Source organism: Dactylosporangium sp. NPDC049140, assembly GCF_040648435.1.
Genome location: NZ_JBEZDS010000071.1, coordinates 1 through 16,513, shown reverse-complemented (window position 1 = coordinate 16,513; position 16,513 = coordinate 1). Strand labels below are relative to the sequence as shown.

The following is a 16,513-nucleotide window of genomic DNA, read 5'->3' as shown; positions in this document are numbered from 1 at the left end:
TCCACCGTAGATGACGCTGCGTGATCGACTCCAACGTTTGCGGTGTGCGCCTCGACACGCCGCCGGAGTGGTTGAAGCAGGGCCGCGGCCGATGGACCGGCGCAGAAAATCCGCTGGCCGGCGGGGCGGGCGGGCTGCTATCAACGTCGGTGTGATCGCCGCTTGAGCCGTACCCTGCACACCGACCCCTACCATCGCCGCGCCACTCGCCGGCCGGCCGAAGTGGCCGTCCGCGTCCGGGCCGCGCGTCCGGGGTTCGTCCACCCCGCCTCCCCCGCCGACATCCGGCGGCTGCTCGCCTTCTTCGGGCCGGCCGCCACCTACGGCCTGCGCGGGGTCGAGCTGCGCCAGCGGCCCGGCCCCGGTTTCGCGGTCGCCGCGCTCCGGGTCCCCGGGATCGTCCGGCTGTTCGAGCAGCCCGAGCCGCCGTGGGTGCTGCCGGGCCGGCTCGGCCCGCCCGACCTGGCGCGGCTGCGGCGCGCCGGTGCGGTCGTCTCGCCCGGACCGACGGCCACCGAGGTCGGGTGGCCTGGCCACTCGCTGCGCGACTTCGTGCTCTTCGACGGGCTCATGCACGAGATCGGCCACCATGTCGTGCAGCACGCGGCGAACAAGCACCGGACGGCGGCCATGCGCACGGCCGACCACGAGCGCCGCGCGGATGCGTACGCCGCCCGCGCCCGGGCGGAGGCGACGCGTTGGTGACGCTCGTCGGGGACGGGGTCGAGAACCCCGCCAACGCCGAGGCGCTCCTGGAGGCGGCGGCGATGTTCGATGTCGCGTGCCGGTTCCGCGACACCCGCGGCCTGGCCGGTCACCTGCCCGCACTGTCCACCGTGGACACCGAGGCGCTCCTCGCGGCGCCGGTCGTCGCGGTCGACAACGCGCCCGGGGCGGAGTCGGTGTACCGGACGTCGGGCATCCACAGTGGAGCGTCCATCGTGGTCGGCAACGAGCGGCGTGGTATCCGGCCCGATCTGCTGCGGGCCGCGGCGCGTACGGTGCACATCCCCATGCCGGGCCGCGGCGTCAACACGCTCAACGTTGCCACGGCGGCCGCGGTGGCGCTGTTCTACCTGCGCGGGGCGGGCGGGCGGCGGGCCGTACGGGCGCCGCGGCCCGAGTCGCAGCGGCCCGGTGTGCTGCTCGCCGCGCCGCGCGACCACGTCGAGGCCGGCAGCTCGCTGCGCTCGGCGGCCGCGTTCGGCTGGGCTTCGGTGGCGGTCGAGGACCGCGACAAGGTCTGGTTCGGCACGTCGCGGCCGGTGCGGGCCGAGGGGCGGGCCGCCGCGCGCAGTCACCGTAACCCGCTGCGGGTGGTGCCGAGCGAAGGGCCCGGCCCGGCGTACTCCCGGATCGTCGTCTGCTCCCCCGCCGCCGACGGGCCGCCGGTGCACCGGACGGATCTCACCGGGGCGGAAACGCTCGTGGTCATCCCGGACGAGGGCTGGGCGCCGCCGCCGGGGTGCGCCGTGACGTGGGCCCGGGTCGAGGCGCCCGGCATCACCGGGCGTTATCGGCTCGTCACGGGAATCGTGCTGGCCGAGATCGCCCGCCAGCTCGGCGCCCGTGCGGCCGGGCGACCGCCCCGGCGCGGGCTGTCCTACGGCAGCGACCTGCGGCTCACCGCCCCGGGCGACGGAGACCTCGTCGAGACGTGGGAGCTCCTGGCGTACTGAACCCGGCGCCCATGGACTGAGGGGCGGCGTGGGAGCTCTCGCGGTACTGAACCCGTCACGTTTTCGTTCTTTGCGGGGTCGACCGGGAGAGGATCGAACGTGGAGAAGGGAAATGTCGTGGACGAGAGCGAATGGCTGACCGGGCAGTTCGAGGCGCACCGGGCCCGGCTGCGGGCGGTCGCGTTCCGCATGCTCGGCTCGGCCGCGGAGGCCGACGACGCCGTCCAGGACGCCTGGCTGCGAGTGAGCCGTGCCGGGGCCGGCGGGGTGGACAACCTCGCGGCCTGGCTCACCACGATCGTGGCCCGGGTCTGCCTCAACCAGCTGCGCGCCCGTACGCAGCGCCGCGAGGACCCGCTCGAGGTGCACGTGCCCGACCCCATCGTCAGCCCGGTGGCCGGCGTCGACCCGGAGCACGAGGCGCTGCTCGCCGACTCGGTGGGCCTGGCCCTGCTCGTGGTGCTGGAGACCCTCACCCCGGCCGAGCGCCTCGCGTTCGTGCTGCACGACATGTTCGCGGTGCCGTTCGAGGAGATCGCGCCGATGCTCGAGCGCTCCCCGGCCGCGACGCGCCAGCTCGCCAGCCGGGCCCGGCGCCGCGTCCAGGGGCGCCCGACCGCGCCCGACCCGGACGTGGCCCGCCAGCGCGCGGTCGTGGACGCGTTCTTCGCCGCCTCCCGCGAGGGCGACTTCGCGGCCCTGGTCGGCGTGCTCGACCCCGACGTCATCCTGCGCTCCGACGGCGGCCCGTCCCGCCCGCGGCTCACCTTCACGCTGCACGGCCCGGAGCAGGTGGCGACCCAGGCCCTGGCCTCGTCGCGGCTCTCCCCGTTCGTGTACCCGGCCCTCGTCAACGGCGCCGCGGGCGTCGTGGTGGCGGCGAGCCCGGACCGCCCGCTGTTCGTGATGGCGTTCACGGTCACCGACGGGCGGATCGTCGCCATCGACGTGCTGGCCGACCCCGACCGGCTGCGCGCGCTGGACCTCGCCACACTGCGCTGAGGAGGACTGCCGAACTCCGGACGGCGACCGCGTCATGGTGGCATCGGACGAAGGAGGACGCATCGGGCTGGTGCGCACCGAACCCGGGCGCGGGTACCTGTGGCGGCGGGTACGGTCGGACGGTGATCCGTAAACGGGTGCTCGTCTCGGGCCGGGTGCAGGGCGTCTACTACCGCGACACGTGCCGCCAGGTGGCCCGCGAGCGGGGCGTCGCCGGCTGGGTGCGCAACCTCCCCGACGGGCGGGTCGAGGCGGTGTTCGAGGGCGGCGCGGAGCCGGTCGGGGCGCTGCTCGCCTGGGCCGGCGAGGGCCCGCCGCAGGCCGCGGTGGCCGGCGTCGAGGCGTACGACGAGCCCGTGGAGGGCCTGACCGGCTTCAGCGTCCGCTGAGCCGGCCGCCCGTTGGCAAACCGCCCGTCAGCCGCCGGCGGAGCTGCGCTGGGCCTCGATCGCGGCGCGCATCGACTGGGCCAGGCCGATCGCCTGGACGACGGACAGCACCGGGGTCAGCAGCTCGAAGGCGAGCCCGTCGGGGCGCAGCGACAGCAGGGGGCTGTTGTTCACCAGCCGGGCGACCTCGCGCTGCTGCTCGTCGGTGACCGTGAAGCGGCGGGCGGTCCAGTTGCCGCGGGTGCTCAGCGTGCGCCCGCCGGCCAGGGCGAGGGTGCTGGGGCGGCTGGCGCCCCAGAAGCCGAGCCGGAGGTGGAACAGCGAACCGCCGCGGGCGTCGGTCAGGTAGTAGTTGCGCCCGGCGAAGCCCTGGCGGTGACCGGTGGCGAGGACGCTGCCGGCGGCCGGGTCGAGAATCTCGTAGCGGGCCCGCATCGACCAGTTGTGCCAGCGGATCGTGGCGACCGGGCGGCCGTCGGCCAGAGTGACCGGCGACACGCTGCCGAACGGGGCCTTGTCCGGCAGCAGCAGAGTTCCGGCGTACGGGGCGAAGACGTCCATGCCCCCAATGGTTGCGCCGCCCCGCAACAAGGGCACCCCGAAGTGGGCGATGGTGTAGCGGTCAGTCGCGCTGGAAGACGAGCAGCTGGCTCGTCTCGTGCTGCGGCTCCTCGGCGAGCCCGGGCAGCGCCGCCTCGATCCGCTCGAAGCCCGCCGCGGCGACCTCGTCGCTCATGAGCTCGAAGACCGAGACCGCGCGCATCCGCAGGCGCTCGACCTCCTGGGCCAGGGTCGCCGAGCGCAGCCAGGTGACCTCCTCGTGGGCGACGGCCGTGAACCCGCCCCCGGTGAAGGCGCCGCGCACCTCCGCCTCGGACGGGAACTGGGCCCGGTCGATCTCGCGCCACTCGGGCACGACGCGGAACCACCAGACGTCGGGCATGCGGTCGGGGAAGTTCGCCTGCACGAAGATCCGGCCGCCGGGCCGGACGACCCGGCGCAGCTCCCGCACGGCGGCCGCGCGGTCGGCCACGTGGTGCCAGACGAAGAACAGCAGGGCCGCGTCGACGGAGGCGTCGGGCAGCGGGATGCGCTCGGCCGAGCCGGCCCGGTAGGTGACGCCCGGGTGCGCGGCGCCGGCCACGGCCTGTTCGCGCATCCGGTCGGACGGCTCGACCCCGTGCACGGGGCCGCCGAAGGTGCTCGCCAGCGAGGGCGTCAGGCGGCCGGTGCCCGAGCCGAGGTCGAGCCAGGCCAGCGGCCGGGTGGCCGGCAGGTGCCGGGCGAACACGTCCATCCACGTGCGCAGCGCGGCGGGCGGCACCTGCCGGGCGGTGGCGTACACCGTGTGCAGCCGCGTGTCGTAGTCGACCTTCTCCATGTCAGCGCTCCTCCTCCAGCACGGCCCGCATCTCCTCGATGCCGCGCTCCACCCGGGCCCGCACGGCCGGCTCGCGGTCGTGCGGGAGCACGTCGGTCGTCCACACGAGCCGCGCGGCCGCCCCGCCGTCGTGGTCGAAGACCTCGAACGTGGCGTGGTGGTGGGCGAGCGTCAGGCGGCCGGGGCCCTGCACGGAGTACGCCAGGCGGCGGAGCCCGTGGTCGACCGCGACGATGAGCTCGCGCACCTCGGTGCCGTCGGGCATCGTGAGGATGCGCTCGTCACCCTCGACGCGTGCGGCGGCGACGCGGCCCGGCAGGAGCCGCCGGTGCACGTTGCCGACGTCGGCGACCGCCGCCCACACCGCGCCCGGGGGCGCCGCCACGACCGTCTCGACCCGGATGGATGCCACGCCGCAGTCTAGCGATCACGGCGGGGCGGCCGCCGCCCCGGACGACGATCACGGCGGGGCGGGCGCGGCCCGGACGACGATCACGGCGGGGCGGGCGCGGCCCGGACGACGATCACGGCCACCCGACGTGCGGCGCCGGGGCGGGGGCGGCCAGGATCCGGCCGGTACCGCCGCCGAAGGGGTCCTGCGGGTCCCACCGCGCGGCGCAGATGAACAGGGTGCGGCCGTCGTCGCCGCCGAGCATCACGGCGAAGGGCGCGCGGTCCAGCTCGACGCGGTCGAGGATGCGGCCGCCCTCGGCGACGCGCACGGCCTCGTTGCCGCCGCTGGAGGTCCACACGGCGCCGTCGGCGTCGAGGCAGATCCCGTCGGGGCCGATGCCGTCGGCGAACACGCGCCGGTTGCCGAGGGTACCGTCGCCGGAGATGTCGAAGGCGGTGAGCGTTCCGGTGAACGACTCCGAGACGATGAGCGTGCCGTTGTCGGGCGTGACGGCCATGCCGTTGGGGAACGCCAGGTCGTGCTCCTGCCGCTCGACGGTGCCGTCGGGCCGGATCAGGGCGATGAACCCGGGCCGGTAGCCGGGGCGCTCGGTCAGCGGCCGCGGGTCGGGCCGCTTGATGAACTCGAGGAAATCGAAGCCGGCGCCGTTGACGTACGCGTTGCCGCGCCCGTCGACCACGAGCTCGTTGCACCCGCCGGGCAGCGCCGAGAGGTCCGCGTGGGCCACGAGGGTGCCGTCGGGCTCGAGCCGCAGCAGTTTTCCGTCCGGCTTCGGATCCTTCGGTACCACGAGCAGGCGCCCGTCCGGCAGCCAGCCGATCGTGTGCGGGTCGGCGGCCAGCGGTACGACCTCGTGGTCTCCTTCCGGCGTCACGGCGATGACCTCGCCGGCGCCCCAGTTGCAGAACCAGAGCCGGCCCTCGTGCCACCGGGGCGACTCGACCAGCTTGAGACCGTCGAGAAGGATGCGTGCGTTCGTCATACCGCCTACACGAACGGCCCACCCCCGCTTTCGACACCCCGCCGGGCGATCCGGCGCTCAGCTGACCAGGACCGGCGTGGTGCGGTTGCTCGTGTCGCCGACGCCCAGCTCGCCGCTGGAGTTGAGGCCCCAGCACCACAGCCGGCCGTCCACGCCGATGCCGCACGAGTGGGCGGGGCTCGCCGACACGGCGCTCCACTTGTGTTCGTTGATGAGCCGGATCGGCTGGTTGCGGTTCGTCGTGCCGCTCAGGCCCAGCTGGCCGTAGTAGTTGGAGCCCCAGCAGTACCGCGTTCCGTCGGTCATCAGGCCGCAGGCGTGCGACCCGCCGACCGACACCGAGGCCCATCCGCCGCCCGGCGTCATCGTCGGCGTCGTCCGGCCGGTGTTGTCGCCGACGCCGAGCTGGCCGCTGCCGTTCTCGCCCCAGCAGTACAGGCGGCGGCCCGTGGAGACCGCGCAGCCGCTCTCGTTGAAGTCCGAGGCGGAGATCGCCAGGAAGGTGCCGTCGTCCGGGTTCGACGGCACGTCCCAGCCGTTGCCCGTCGTGCCGAGGCCGAGCTCGCCGGAGCTGTTGTCGCCCCAGCAGTGCCGGCTGCCGTCGGACTGCAGGCCGCAGGTGAACGTGTCCCCCGCGGTGACCGACGTCCACACGTTCGCGTCCACGACGGCCGGCACCGAGCGGTTGACCTCGTCGCCGAGGCCGAGTTCCCCGAGCTGGTTGTACCCCCAGCAGGCCAGCTCGCCGCTGGAGCGGATCGCGCACGTGTCGTCGCCACCGGCGGAGATCGAGTCCCACACGCCCTCGTGCAGCAGCCGGATCGGCGCGTTGCGGCGCAGGAGGTCACCGAGGCCGAGCTCGCCGTAGGAGTTGTCGCCCCAGCAGTACCGTGTCCCGTCGGTCTTGAGCGCGCAGGTGTGGTTGAGCCCGGCCGACACCGTGCGCCAGCTCCCCGCGCCGACCTTCGCCGGCACGGCGCGGTTGGTGGTGTCGCCGACGCCGAGCTGCCCGAAGCGGTTCAGGCCCCAGCACCACAGCGTGTGGTCGGACTGCACGCCGCAGGTGTACCCCCAGCCCGTGCTCACGTTGAGCCACGTGGCCCCGGCCGCGTTCGCCCGCACCGGCAGCCCGGCGATCAGGACCGCCGCGACCAGCGCGACGACCACCGCCCGCCCGGTACGCCGAACTCTGCTCGCGCTGTCCATGGCGGGGCCCCTTCCGGCGGCGATCGGAGAACCCGCACCCTAGGACCCGCACCGCCGATCGGCCCACCCGACGGGTTTCCGCCCGCCCCGCGGGGCTGCCCAGCCGACCCGGCGGGCGGGAAAATTTCACGGAACCCGGTAACGATGCTCAGCGCGGCGCGCGCGAGCGGTTCAGCCAGCGCAGGACCTCGTTCGCGTGGGTCGACGGGGCCGGGATCGGGTCGAAGACGTGTTCGACGCGGCCCTCCGACACGATCAGGGTCACGCGGCGGTACAGCGTCATGCCGCCCTGCTCGAACGTCGGCAGGGCCAGCGCCGCGGCGAGGGTCAGGCGGGGGTCGGGGATCAGCGGGTACGGCAGTCGCAGGCGGTGCGCGAGCTCCTGCTGGTAGCCCAGCGACTGGGCGGACAGCCCGTAGACCCGGGCGGCCCCGGCGACGAGCAGCTCGCCGTGGTGGTCGCGGAACCAGCGCGCCTGCTCGGTGCCGCCGCGCGCGCCCGGGATCTCCAGCAGGCCGTCGGGCAGGTCGACGCCGGGGCGGCCGGTCAGCGGGTACACGAACAGGATCGTGCGGCCCGGGCCCAGCCGGCCGAAGTTCACCGCCTCGCCGTTGGTCGCGAAGATCTCCACGTCGGGCAGCTCGCGGCCGACGAGGTCCGCGGGCTCGGCGGCGGGGCCGGCGAACTCGGCGACCCGCACCAGGGCCAGGCGCTCCTCCAGGGCCTCGCGCTGCGCGGTCAGCTGGCCGATGCGCGACTGCAGGCCCGAGATCGCGCCGCGGTACGTGGCCAGCGCCGCCGCGCACACGTCCGACTCGTCGGCCCCGGCGGCCAGGCTCTCGACGAACGGCCGGGTCTCCTCCACGCTCAGGCCCAGGGCGGTCAGCTCGCGGATCTGCACGACGAGGCGCTCGGCGACCGAGTCGTACTCCCGGTAGCCGTTGGCCGTCCGGCGCGGGACGACCAGCCCCAGCGACTCGTAGTACCGCAGCGCCCGTATGGTGGTCCCCGAGCGCCGCGCGAGCTCCCCCACGCGCATCCCCCGACGATAAACCCGAACCCCAGGGTACGGGTCAAGGTGTTCGTCATCGCGTCGCGCACACCGGCGCTGAGCTGCCAGGATCTGCGCTCATGACAGTCATCGAAGCAGTCGCCGCCCGCCAGATCCTCGACAGCCGCGGCAATCCGACGGTCGAGGTCGACGTGCGCCTCGCCGACGGGTCGCTGGGCCGGGCCGCGGTGCCCTCCGGCGCGTCGACCGGCGCCGCGGAGGCGGTGGAGCTGCGCGACGGCGACCCGGAACGCTTCCACGGCAAGGGGGTCGCGAACGCGGTCGCCAACGCCGCCGGACCGCTCGCGGCGGCCGTGCGGGGCCTCGACGCCGAGGACCAGGCGGCGGTCGACGCGGCGCTGATTGCCTGCGACGGTACCGCCGACAAGCGCCGCCTCGGCGCCAACGCGATCCTCGGCATCTCCCTGGCCACCGCCCGGGCCGCGGCCGCCGCCCGCGGCGTGCCGCTCTACCGCTCGCTCAACCCCGACGCCGCCGTGCTCCCGCTGCCGATGATCAACATCGTGAACGGCGGCGCCCACGCCGACAACCCGCTCGACTTCCAGGAGTTCATGATCGCCCCGGTCGGCGCGCGCACCTTCTTCGAGGCGGTGCGCATGGGCTCGGAGGTCTTCCACACCCTGCGCCGCGCGCTGGCCACCGCCGGGCACAACACCAACGTCGGCGACGAGGGCGGGTTCGCGCCCCAGTTCACCACCGCCGACGAGGCCCTCGCGTTCGTCACCGACGCGATCGCCGCGAGCGGCTACGAGGCGGGGCACGACATCGCGATCTGCCTCGACCCCGCGGCGTCGGAGTTCTTCAAGGGCGGCGCCTACGACTACGCCGGCGAGGGCCTGAGCCGTTCCGTCGGGGAGCACATCGACTACCTGTCCGGGCTGCTGCGGCGGTACCCGATCATCTCCATCGAGGACCCGATGGCCCAGGACGACCTCGCCGGCTGGCGCGCCCTCACCGAACGCGAGGGCGCGAACACCCAGCTCGTCGGCGACGACGTCTTCTGCACCGACGCCGCCCGCCTGCAGGCCGGCATCGACAGCGGCTGCGCCAATGCCATCCTGGTGAAGGTCAACCAGGTCGGCACCCTCACCGAGACACTGTCCACCGTGGACACCGCCCGGCGCGCCGGGTACCGCGTGGTGATGTCCCACCGCTCCGGCGAGACCGAGGACACCACGATCGCCGACCTCGCCGTCGCCACCGGCTGCGGGCAGATCAAGACCGGGTCGGTGTCGCGCTCGGACCGCACCGCGAAGTACAACCGGCTCATCCGCATCGAGGAGGAGCTCGGCCCGCGCGCACGGTTCGCGGGGCGGTAGCCTCGGCGGCGTGGTGATGTCGGCGGCGGAGGACCAGAACCGGCGGCTGCTGCGGGCCCGCGACGCGATGGACCGTGACTACGCGCGGCGGCTCGACCTGCCCGCGCTCGCGCGGCTCGCCCACATGTCCGAAGGGCACTTCAGCCGCACGTTCCGGGCCACGTTCGGCGAGACCCCGCACCGCTACCTGCAGCGGCGGCGCATCGAGCGCGCGATGGCGCTGCTGCGCGACCCCGCGAGCTCGGTCACCGACGCCGGGCTGCGGGTCGGGTTCGACAGCCTCGGCGCGTTCAGCCGGGCGTTCCGGGCGGTCGTGGGCGTGGCGCCGTCGCAGTACCGCGCCCGCGGCCTCGTCGCCCGCGCGCCCGTGTGTTTCGTCAAGACCTGGCTGCGACCGGTCAGTTTCGGCGAAGCGCCCGGCGCCGTCCCGCCCGTACGGTGACAGGCATGTTCAACGCGATCACGATCACCACGGTGCGGGTCCTCGACCAGGACGAGGCCCTCGACTTCTACGTCGGCAAGCTCGGCTTCCAGGTCGACGAGGACGTCGACATGGGCTTCATGCGCTGGCTGACCATCTCGCTGCCGTCCGACCCGGGCCGGCAGCTGCTGCTGGAGGTGCCCGGCCCGCCGGCGCTGAGCGAGGAGACCGCGGCCCAGGTGCGCGACCTGCTCACCAAGGGCGCCCTCGGCACGGCCGCGATCCTCACCACGGACGACTGCCGGGCCGTCCACGACACCCTCAAGGCCCGCGGCGTCGAGTTCACACAGGACGTCGAGGTCCAGCCGTACGGCACCGACTGCGCCTTCCGCGACCCCTTCGGCAACCACATCCGCGTCACGCAGATGGCCGAGCAACCGGCCGGGATCACCGAGGCCGACATCGCCCGCTGGAGGGGCTGACCGGCTACGATGCGGCCGTCTGGACCCCACCCCGGCGTACGTCTCATGACCGTCTTCGCTGCCAGCAGCGCGCACCGATGAGGTTTTCGCCCAGCGCCCGTCAGTACGTGTGAGATCGGCTCACGAGAGGCTGGCATGATGCGGAAACTGACCTTCGGCATGAATGTGACCCTGGACGGTTACATCGCCGCGCCCGGCGACGACCTCGGCTGGAGTGGCGGTGAGGGACCGGACTCGCCGCCGAGCGACGAGCTGTTCCAGTGGTGGTCCGACCGGGTGGCGGCGACGGGCCTGGCGCTGTACGGGCGCAAGCTGTGGGAGGCGATGAGTCCCCACTGGCCGACCGCCGACCAGCAGCCCGGCGCCACACCGGCGGAAATCGAGTACGCCCGCCGCTGGCGGGACATGCCGAAGGTGGTGTTCTCCTCGACGACCAACACGGTCGACTGGAACACCCGCCTGGTCACCGGCGACGCGGTCACCGAGATCACCCGGCTCAAGACGGAGGACGCCGGCCCGATGGACATCGGCGGCGCGACGCTCGCCGGGGCGGCGATGCGGGCCGGGCTGATCGACGAGTACGTGCTGGTCACCGTGCCGGTCCTGGTGGGCGGCGGCACGCCGTTCTTCACCGCGCTGGACCGCTGGGTGAACCTGAACCTCGTGGAGACGCGGACATTTCCCGGCGGCGTCATGCTGACCCGATACGAGACGAGGCGATGAGCACGGGCCGGTTGCCCGGTTCGTGAGGCCGGGTCGTCGACGACGGGGACCTGTCTGATCACAGCGTCGGGGGCAGGTCCAGCCATGGTTTGTCGGTGGCGTCGAATCCGGTGAGCTCGGCGATCTTCCCGTCGACGATGTGCAGGACCGCGATGTTGAACAACCGGTACTCCGGGTCGTCAGGGGTGCGGCGGTACAGCGCGGCGGCGGGCATGCGGTTGACCGTCGTGGCGATACAGCGCCAGTCGTCGTAGCCGGGCTGGAAGAGCCCACCGCAGACCCAGCCGTCCACCGCGTCCTTGGCCGTGATGACCGAGGTGCCCGCCTCGGGCAGCATCACGAAGCGCAGGTCGTCGCGCAGCAGGGACATCAGCCCGTCGAGGTCGTTGCGCTCATGGGCGTCGATGTACGACTTCACCACGCCGCGCTCGTCATTCGACAGCTCGTGGGCGGCGGGGCTCCGCCAGTCGAGGCGGCGGCCGGGCAGCTGCTCGCGCATCGTCACACGGGCCCGCTGCAGCGCGCTGGTCACCGATGCGATGGTCAGATCGAGGGCGTCGGCGGCCTTCGACGCCGGCCAGCCGACGACGTCGCGCAGGATGAACACCGCCCGCTGCCGCGGCGGCAGGTGCTGGACGGCGACGATGAACGCCAGCTCGATCGTCTCCCGCGCCACCACCGATTCCTGCGGGTCCTCGGGGAGCATCCGGTCGGGGTACGGCTGCAGGTACAGCACCTCGGAGCCGGCGTCCGCCAGCCCGGACGGTACGGGTGTGCGGTCGTTGCGCTTCTCCAGGAAGTCGAGGCAGACGTTCGTCGCGATCCGGTACAGCCAGGTCCGCAGCGCAGCGTGGCCCTTGAACGACTCCCGCTTGTTCCACGCTCGCAGGAACGTCTCCTGCGTCATGTCCTGGGCGTCCTCGTAGTTCGCAAGCATCCGGTAACAGTGCACCTGCAGCTCACGCCGGTGGCGCTCCGTGATGAGCGCAAACCGCGCCGTATCGCCTGAGCGAACCACCGCGATGAACGAGGCCTCGTCAGCGCCCAGCGGTCGAGCGTCGGTCATGGTCAGCAATCCTTCCACCGGTGCGAGGGGGCTGCCAGAACCGACGACGTGGCGGAGGAATTCTGATCGGTGAAGCTGGGTTCGCCGAGTTGGAGCGGTTGGTCGCCGAGCAGTTGGCGGAGCTTGACCGCGGCGGCCCCGGTCACGTCGTGGGTTCGTCGGGTACGACGACGAGGCTGACGACGCGGCGGATCCGGCCGCCGTCGCGGGTGTTGCCGACCCGGGAGACGACTGCGCGCTCGATCTCGGCGACCATCGCGGCGAACTCCTCGTCGGTCAGCCACACCACGGCCTGCCGGTAGACCACGCCGTCGCGGTGCGGGTCGACGTCGTCGTGGGTGAGGTAGCGGTCGAAGTCGCCCATCAACGATGCCGCGAACGTGGTGAACGCCCGCCGGTGATCGTCGCGGGTCATCGCCGCCCGGGCCGCAGGATCGATTCTGCCCTGGTCCTGGCTCACCCGGTAGCTGCGTTCCACGGTCCCGCGGACCCGCTTCTCGTCCACCACCTCCAGGACGCCCGCGTCGACCAGGACCGCGACGTGGCGGTACATCGTGGCCGGTGGGATGTCGGGCAAACGCTCACGCAGCTGGCCCGTGGTCATCGGGTCGGTGTCGAACAGCGCTTGCAGGATGCGCATCCGGACCGGATGCAGCAGGACGTCCGCATTTGCCATGACCCCATCTTCCCACATACGATAATGATATCGATTCTGATAATGTTCCTGAGAACGATAGTGACCAGGACAGATACATGGAAGGCGGGTCATGCCGGAAGTCGAGATGACGGCCGAGGCGCACGACGGACTGCTCCTGGCCGGCACGCTGACCCTGCCCGGCGGGCCCGGCCCGCACCCGGCCGTCCTGCTGCTGCACGCCTCCGGCCGGCTGGACCGCGACGGCAACACCCGCCGGCAACGGCTGGAACTCGGCCCGCCGCTCGCGGCCGCGCTCGCGCAGCACGGCATCGCGACGTTGCGGTACGACCGGCGCGGTGTCGGAGCCACGCCCGGAGACTGGCGAGCGACCGGATTCACCGGCACGCGCCGCGACGCCGCCGCCGCGCTACGGGCCCTCGCAGCCCGGCCCGACATCCAGGCGGACGCCGTCGGTGTCGTCGGGCACAGCGAGGGTGCCGTCCATGCCATGGCGCTCAGCGCACAGTCCCTGGGTACGCGTCCGGCAGTCGCGGCGGTGGTGCTGCTGGCCGGATTCGCCCGCACCGGTGAGGACGCGCTCCGCCGCCAGGCGGACATGATCGCCAGCAGTCTGCCCACGCCAGTACGAAAGCCGCTGTTGGCTCTGTTCACGCGGCATCTCGCGCGGGTCAAGGCGACCAGCGCCGACGTCGCCCGCGTCGCCGGCATGCGGGTCAACGCCCGCTGGATGCGCGAACTGCTCACCCATGATCCACGGCTGGACCTGGCGAACATCCGGGTCCCCGTCCTGGCCGTCACCGGCGGCAAAGACCACCACCGTGACGTGCTGGCTCACCGCGATCGTCATCGGCGGCGAGCCGACGAGCTTCCCCACCGCCATCCCGTACCTGCTCGGCGGCTTCGGCCCGGTGTACGGCGCGATCGCGGTCCGGATCCTCCGGGCCCGCCGCCGCGAACCCGTCCCGGCCCGCACCGTGCGGCTGCGGCAGGGCGGACGACCGCTGTTGGCGCTGCCGCTCCTCGTCCTGGCGGTGGCGACCGTGGTGGGTGCCGCACTGCTCGCGGCCGCCCTGGGCGGTCCCGCGGTGGACCTGGCCGAGGGCCGCGACCTCGTCGCCACGGCCGGTGGACCGGTGCCGTTCCTGATCAGCATGCTCATCGCCGGGCCGATCGCCGAAGAACCAGGATGGCGGGGCACGGCGTACCCACGTCTGCGCGCCACGATGAACCGTCTCCAGACGGGTCTGGTGCTCGGCGCCGCCTGGGCGGTCTGGCACCTGCCGCTGTTCTTCATCACCGGTACCGTGCAGAACGAACTCGGTCTGTTCACCTGGAGCGGGCTGCTGTTCACGCTCAGTGTCTTCCCGATGGCCCTGCTGACCGGGTACGCGTACGAGGTGGCCGGCGTCGTCGCGTCGATCGCGGTCCACTTCGGCGTCAACACCACGATGGCGCTGCTGACCGTCAAGTCACCCGCGACCCAGGCAGCCGTCCTCACGGTCCAGATCATCGTGGCGGCCGTGCTCCTGGCTTCCTGGCGTGGCCGTCCTGCGACCGACCTGCCCGCTCATGCGGGCCACCGGGACCGCGCGCTGGACGGTGTGCGCTGACCGGTCGGATCGCCTGGATCGGGCTGCGCCGCCCGACCGGGTTGCTCTCCGTCACGATGGGCAGCCGCGTACAAGTCGCAGCAACGCGGCCGTCCCGCGTTATCTCGCCGAGGGTGTTTGCATGCCGTAACCTGCTCGCCGCGCCGGGCGGACTCGACCACCACGGTGAGTCCGCCCGGGCGCCGCATGGTGCGGACGATGTACCGGTCTCGTGCGTCAGATCCGGTACGCGTGCAGGACCGTCACCGACGCGGTGTTGCCGTCGCTGTCGCGCAGCGATGCCCGCAGCGAGACGAAACCGCCGCCCGCCGGGTGGCGGACCAGGGCAACCCCGGCAGCGTACGGCGCCCGGGTCCAGGTCGCGCCGTCGTCGTAGGAGACGTCGACCGTCACCTCGCGGAGCTTGCCGACCTGCGCACCGGCCGCCGGGGTCAGCACGACCGGGATCACGAAGTCCCGCCCGGCCGGGGCAGTGTTGTGCTCGTCGAGGCGCGGGGCGAACCGGATGCCCCACAGCGGCAGCGGCCGGTCCTGCGCGGTCCGCGCCGAGCGGAAGCCCCAGCTCGCGGTGACGCTCGTCGACAGGGCGTAGGGGGAGCCGCGCTGGCTGCGGGCCTCCAGCCGATACCGAGCGCCGGCCGGCGGGACGGTGAACGTACCGATGCCGCCCCATTCCTCACGGCCGGCCTCAACCCCGTCGCGGAAGAGCACGGTGGTACCCGCGTCGCCGCTGTCACCGGCCCGTCCCGCAGCACCGTCGCTGTACATCGGCAGGTCGACGGAGATGACGTCGCCGGCCCGGCTCACGGTGCCCGGCGACGGCGAGAACACGGCACGGTTCCACGCCTCGGTGACGGCGGTGCCCGGCCGGTACGTCGTCCAGGCGCCGGTCGTGACGCTGCACCCGAAGCAGGACTCCGCGACCTCGTACACCCGGGAGCGCCACTGCACCGCGCCGCCGTCGTTGTTGAAGTACCGCACGACGGTCGACGGGAGCTGCACCGGCAGCCCGACGGCGGCCGGGTGCACGTCCTGGCCGGGCAGGCGGCTCACCGCGTACCAGGACCCGCGCATGCCCTGCTCGTTCCCGGCGGCGTAGGTCATCGTGACGGTGGTGAGCTCGGCGGGCCGGACGGCGCGCTGATAGCCCGAGATCATCGTGCCGTTCCGGTTGTACCGGATGTTGTACGTCCTCGTCGCGTTCTGCGTCGACCAGACGGCGCTCACCGAGGAAGCGAACCCGTCGACGGGCGTGGCCGGCCCGAGCTGCGCGGTGTAGAGCTGGTCCAGCCAACTGCCGGCGACGCCGATCTCCGCCGTCCCGGCATCGGTCCGGTACGTGAAGCCGACCGACCCGAGCACCTCGACGACTTCGGCGTCCGGGACGCTGAGCGAGCTGAGCTTCCCGGCCCGGGCGTCGAGCACGACGGTGATGTCGCCGGTGACGTCGAGGACGGGCTGAACCAGGAACGCGGCCCGCGGGTCGGCGCGATCGTCCGGCGAGATGGCGCTGGAGAGCACGTACCGGCCGGCCGGCACGCTGATCGTCTCCGTCCCGTCGGGGTCGTAGGCGAAGTACTCGGTCATGTCCCCGGCGAGCAGGGACGTGTTGTGGAACCGGGCCGGCTGGCCGTCGAAGCCGAGGTGGACGAGGGTGACCTCGTGGATCGGCGCCGTGCGGGTGGCCCTGGCCTCGGCGGGCGCACCCGCCTGGAAAACCGCCGGGGACTGCGGCGCGTCGGTGGCGGCGACGCTCACGCGGCCACCGGCGGAGCGGGTCACGAACGGCACGTGCTGCCGACTGGCGGCGCGTTCGATGATGGGTGAGCCGTCGACCATGGACACCAGGTCGCCGGTGGGGAGGATGACGGCCACGTTCGGTGCCGGCCGCGGATCGGCGTGCGCCGGGACGGGGAAGGCGGCCAGCACGGCCAACGCGCCCAGCACGGTCAGGAAACGCCTCATGGATCGTCCTTCGCAGGGCAGGGTCGAGCGTCGCGGGCGGCCCCCCGTGGGCCGACGTGCTGCTCGTCGGCCGCGACCAGGACCGCCTCGCCCGGGCCGCGGCGAACCTCGACGCCGCCGGCGTCGCGGCCTTCGACGTCACG

The 16,513-nt window shown here is 73.2% G+C and carries 19 protein-coding genes and 1 pseudogene; 11 read left to right on the top strand and 9 right to left on the bottom strand.

The features are described 5' to 3' along the window. Window positions 1-20: 20 nt before the first annotated feature. From AB0B76_RS53850 to AB0B76_RS53830, 5 genes are all read left to right on the top strand, one after another. Complete coding sequence (locus AB0B76_RS53850; RefSeq protein ID WP_360392568.1) at window positions 21-155, top strand: hypothetical protein; 135 nt, start codon at window positions 21-23, stop codon at window positions 153-155. Between the two features lie 7 nt (window positions 156-162). Continuing rightward, window positions 163-705 carry a hypothetical protein gene (locus AB0B76_RS53845; RefSeq protein ID WP_360392565.1) on the top strand — a complete coding sequence of 181 codons (543 nt, stop codon included), beginning with the start codon at window positions 163-165 and terminating at the stop codon, window positions 703-705. Further along, complete coding sequence (locus AB0B76_RS53840) at window positions 702-1,679, top strand: TrmH family RNA methyltransferase (RefSeq protein WP_360392563.1); 978 nt, start codon at window positions 702-704, stop codon at window positions 1,677-1,679. Before AB0B76_RS53845 ends, AB0B76_RS53840 begins: the two co-directional genes overlap by 4 nt. A 117-nt stretch (window positions 1,680-1,796) precedes the next feature. Further along, on the top strand, window positions 1,797-2,681 hold the full coding sequence (locus AB0B76_RS53835; RefSeq protein WP_360392633.1) for a sigma-70 family RNA polymerase sigma factor: 885 nt from the start codon (window positions 1,797-1,799) through the stop codon (window positions 2,679-2,681). Window positions 2,682-2,803: 122 nt separating this feature from the next. Next, window positions 2,804-3,070 (top strand): acylphosphatase, encoded by a 267-nt coding sequence (locus AB0B76_RS53830; RefSeq protein ID WP_360392561.1) that lies wholly within the window; start codon window positions 2,804-2,806, stop codon window positions 3,068-3,070. 27 nt (window positions 3,071-3,097) lie between these two features. On the opposite strand, the gene AB0B76_RS53825 is transcribed toward AB0B76_RS53830, so the two are convergent. From AB0B76_RS53825 to AB0B76_RS53800, 6 genes are all read right to left on the bottom strand, one after another. Continuing rightward, complete coding sequence (locus AB0B76_RS53825; protein ID WP_360392558.1) at window positions 3,098-3,631, bottom strand: hypothetical protein; 534 nt, start codon at window positions 3,629-3,631, stop codon at window positions 3,098-3,100. Window positions 3,632-3,692: 61 nt separating this feature from the next. Next, window positions 3,693-4,451, bottom strand: a complete 759-nt coding sequence (locus tag AB0B76_RS53820) for a class I SAM-dependent methyltransferase (protein WP_360392556.1) — start codon at window positions 4,449-4,451, stop codon at window positions 3,693-3,695. Between the two features lies 1 nt (window position 4,452). Continuing rightward, a complete protein-coding gene (locus AB0B76_RS53815; protein ID WP_360392553.1) occupies window positions 4,453-4,863 on the bottom strand; it encodes an SRPBCC family protein in 411 nt (136 codons plus the stop codon). A gap of 112 nt (window positions 4,864-4,975) precedes the next feature. Continuing rightward, a complete protein-coding gene (locus AB0B76_RS53810) occupies window positions 4,976-5,848 on the bottom strand; it encodes an SMP-30/gluconolactonase/LRE family protein (protein WP_360392550.1) in 873 nt (290 codons plus the stop codon). Between the two features lie 57 nt (window positions 5,849-5,905). Continuing rightward, window positions 5,906-7,054 carry a hypothetical protein gene (locus AB0B76_RS53805; RefSeq protein WP_360392547.1) on the bottom strand — a complete coding sequence of 383 codons (1,149 nt, stop codon included), beginning with the start codon at window positions 7,052-7,054 and terminating at the stop codon, window positions 5,906-5,908. Between the two features lie 148 nt (window positions 7,055-7,202). Next, a complete protein-coding gene (locus AB0B76_RS53800; protein WP_360392545.1) occupies window positions 7,203-8,093 on the bottom strand; it encodes a MerR family DNA-binding transcriptional regulator in 891 nt (296 codons plus the stop codon). 92 nt (window positions 8,094-8,185) lie between these two features. Here AB0B76_RS53800 and eno point away from each other — a divergent pair, with 92 nt between their 5' ends. The 4 genes from eno to AB0B76_RS53780 all read left to right on the top strand — a co-directional run bounded on the left by eno (window position 8,186) and on the right by AB0B76_RS53780 (window position 11,071). Next, window positions 8,186-9,445 (top strand): phosphopyruvate hydratase, encoded by a 1,260-nt coding sequence (gene eno, locus AB0B76_RS53795; RefSeq protein ID WP_360392542.1) that lies wholly within the window; start codon window positions 8,186-8,188, stop codon window positions 9,443-9,445. A gap of 16 nt (window positions 9,446-9,461) precedes the next feature. Continuing rightward, window positions 9,462-9,887, top strand: coding sequence for an AraC family transcriptional regulator (locus AB0B76_RS53790; RefSeq protein WP_360392630.1), 426 nt, complete (start codon window positions 9,462-9,464; stop codon window positions 9,885-9,887). 5 nt (window positions 9,888-9,892) lie between these two features. Then, entirely contained in the window at window positions 9,893-10,348 is a 456-nt protein-coding gene (locus AB0B76_RS53785; protein WP_360392539.1) for a VOC family protein, read from the top strand. 135 nt (window positions 10,349-10,483) lie between these two features. Further along, on the top strand, window positions 10,484-11,071 hold the full coding sequence (locus AB0B76_RS53780) for a dihydrofolate reductase family protein (RefSeq protein ID WP_360392536.1): 588 nt from the start codon (window positions 10,484-10,486) through the stop codon (window positions 11,069-11,071). A 58-nt stretch (window positions 11,072-11,129) separates the two neighbouring features. Here the strand turns inward: AB0B76_RS53780 and AB0B76_RS53775 are convergent, their stop codons facing one another. Beyond that, window positions 11,130-12,137 carry an RNA polymerase subunit sigma-70 gene (locus AB0B76_RS53775; RefSeq protein ID WP_360392533.1) on the bottom strand — a complete coding sequence of 336 codons (1,008 nt, stop codon included), beginning with the start codon at window positions 12,135-12,137 and terminating at the stop codon, window positions 11,130-11,132. 142 nt (window positions 12,138-12,279) lie between these two features. Continuing rightward, a complete protein-coding gene (locus AB0B76_RS53770; RefSeq protein ID WP_360392530.1) occupies window positions 12,280-12,813 on the bottom strand; it encodes a helix-turn-helix domain-containing protein in 534 nt (177 codons plus the stop codon). Window positions 12,814-12,904: 91 nt separating this feature from the next. Between AB0B76_RS53770 and AB0B76_RS53765 the strand changes: the two are divergent. Together AB0B76_RS53765 and AB0B76_RS53760 are read left to right on the top strand one after the other, a co-directional pair. Further along, a pseudogene (locus tag AB0B76_RS53765) lies at window positions 12,905-13,582 on the top strand (alpha/beta fold hydrolase); the annotation flags it as partial. Window positions 13,583-13,613: 31 nt separating this feature from the next. Next, window positions 13,614-14,405 carry a CPBP family intramembrane glutamic endopeptidase gene (locus tag AB0B76_RS53760; RefSeq protein ID WP_360392527.1) on the top strand — a complete coding sequence of 264 codons (792 nt, stop codon included), beginning with the start codon at window positions 13,614-13,616 and terminating at the stop codon, window positions 14,403-14,405. A 216-nt stretch (window positions 14,406-14,621) separates the two neighbouring features. On the opposite strand, the gene AB0B76_RS53755 is transcribed toward AB0B76_RS53760, so the two are convergent. Continuing rightward, complete coding sequence (locus tag AB0B76_RS53755) at window positions 14,622-16,370, bottom strand: hypothetical protein (RefSeq protein ID WP_360392524.1); 1,749 nt, start codon at window positions 16,368-16,370, stop codon at window positions 14,622-14,624. Between the last annotated feature and the right edge of the window lie 143 nt (window positions 16,371-16,513).

What these genes read in the sequence shown, in the direction of transcription:
- AB0B76_RS53770 (WP_360392530.1), bottom strand. Translation starts at nt 12,813, where the DNA reads ATGGCAAATGCGGACGTCCTGCTGCATCCGGTCCGGATGCGCATCCTG.
- AB0B76_RS53780 (WP_360392536.1), top strand. Translation starts at nt 10,484, where the DNA reads ATGATGCGGAAACTGACCTTCGGCATGAATGTGACCCTGGACGGTTAC.
- AB0B76_RS53755 (WP_360392524.1), bottom strand. Translation starts at nt 16,370, where the DNA reads ATGAGGCGTTTCCTGACCGTGCTGGGCGCGTTGGCCGTGCTGGCCGCC.
- AB0B76_RS53805 (WP_360392547.1), bottom strand. Translation starts at nt 7,054, where the DNA reads ATGGACAGCGCGAGCAGAGTTCGGCGTACCGGGCGGGCGGTGGTCGTC.
- eno (WP_360392542.1), top strand. Translation starts at nt 8,186, where the DNA reads ATGACAGTCATCGAAGCAGTCGCCGCCCGCCAGATCCTCGACAGCCGC.
- AB0B76_RS53810 (WP_360392550.1), bottom strand. Translation starts at nt 5,848, where the DNA reads ATGACGAACGCACGCATCCTTCTCGACGGTCTCAAGCTGGTCGAGTCG.
- AB0B76_RS53820 (WP_360392556.1), bottom strand. Translation starts at nt 4,451, where the DNA reads ATGGAGAAGGTCGACTACGACACGCGGCTGCACACGGTGTACGCCACC.
- AB0B76_RS53785 (WP_360392539.1), top strand. Translation starts at nt 9,893, where the DNA reads ATGTTCAACGCGATCACGATCACCACGGTGCGGGTCCTCGACCAGGAC.
- AB0B76_RS53825 (WP_360392558.1), bottom strand. Translation starts at nt 3,631, where the DNA reads ATGGACGTCTTCGCCCCGTACGCCGGAACTCTGCTGCTGCCGGACAAG.
- AB0B76_RS53775 (WP_360392533.1), bottom strand. Translation starts at nt 12,137, where the DNA reads ATGACCGACGCTCGACCGCTGGGCGCTGACGAGGCCTCGTTCATCGCG.
- AB0B76_RS53800 (WP_360392545.1), bottom strand. Translation starts at nt 8,093, where the DNA reads ATGCGCGTGGGGGAGCTCGCGCGGCGCTCGGGGACCACCATACGGGCG.
- AB0B76_RS53790 (WP_360392630.1), top strand. Translation starts at nt 9,462, where the DNA reads ATGTCGGCGGCGGAGGACCAGAACCGGCGGCTGCTGCGGGCCCGCGAC.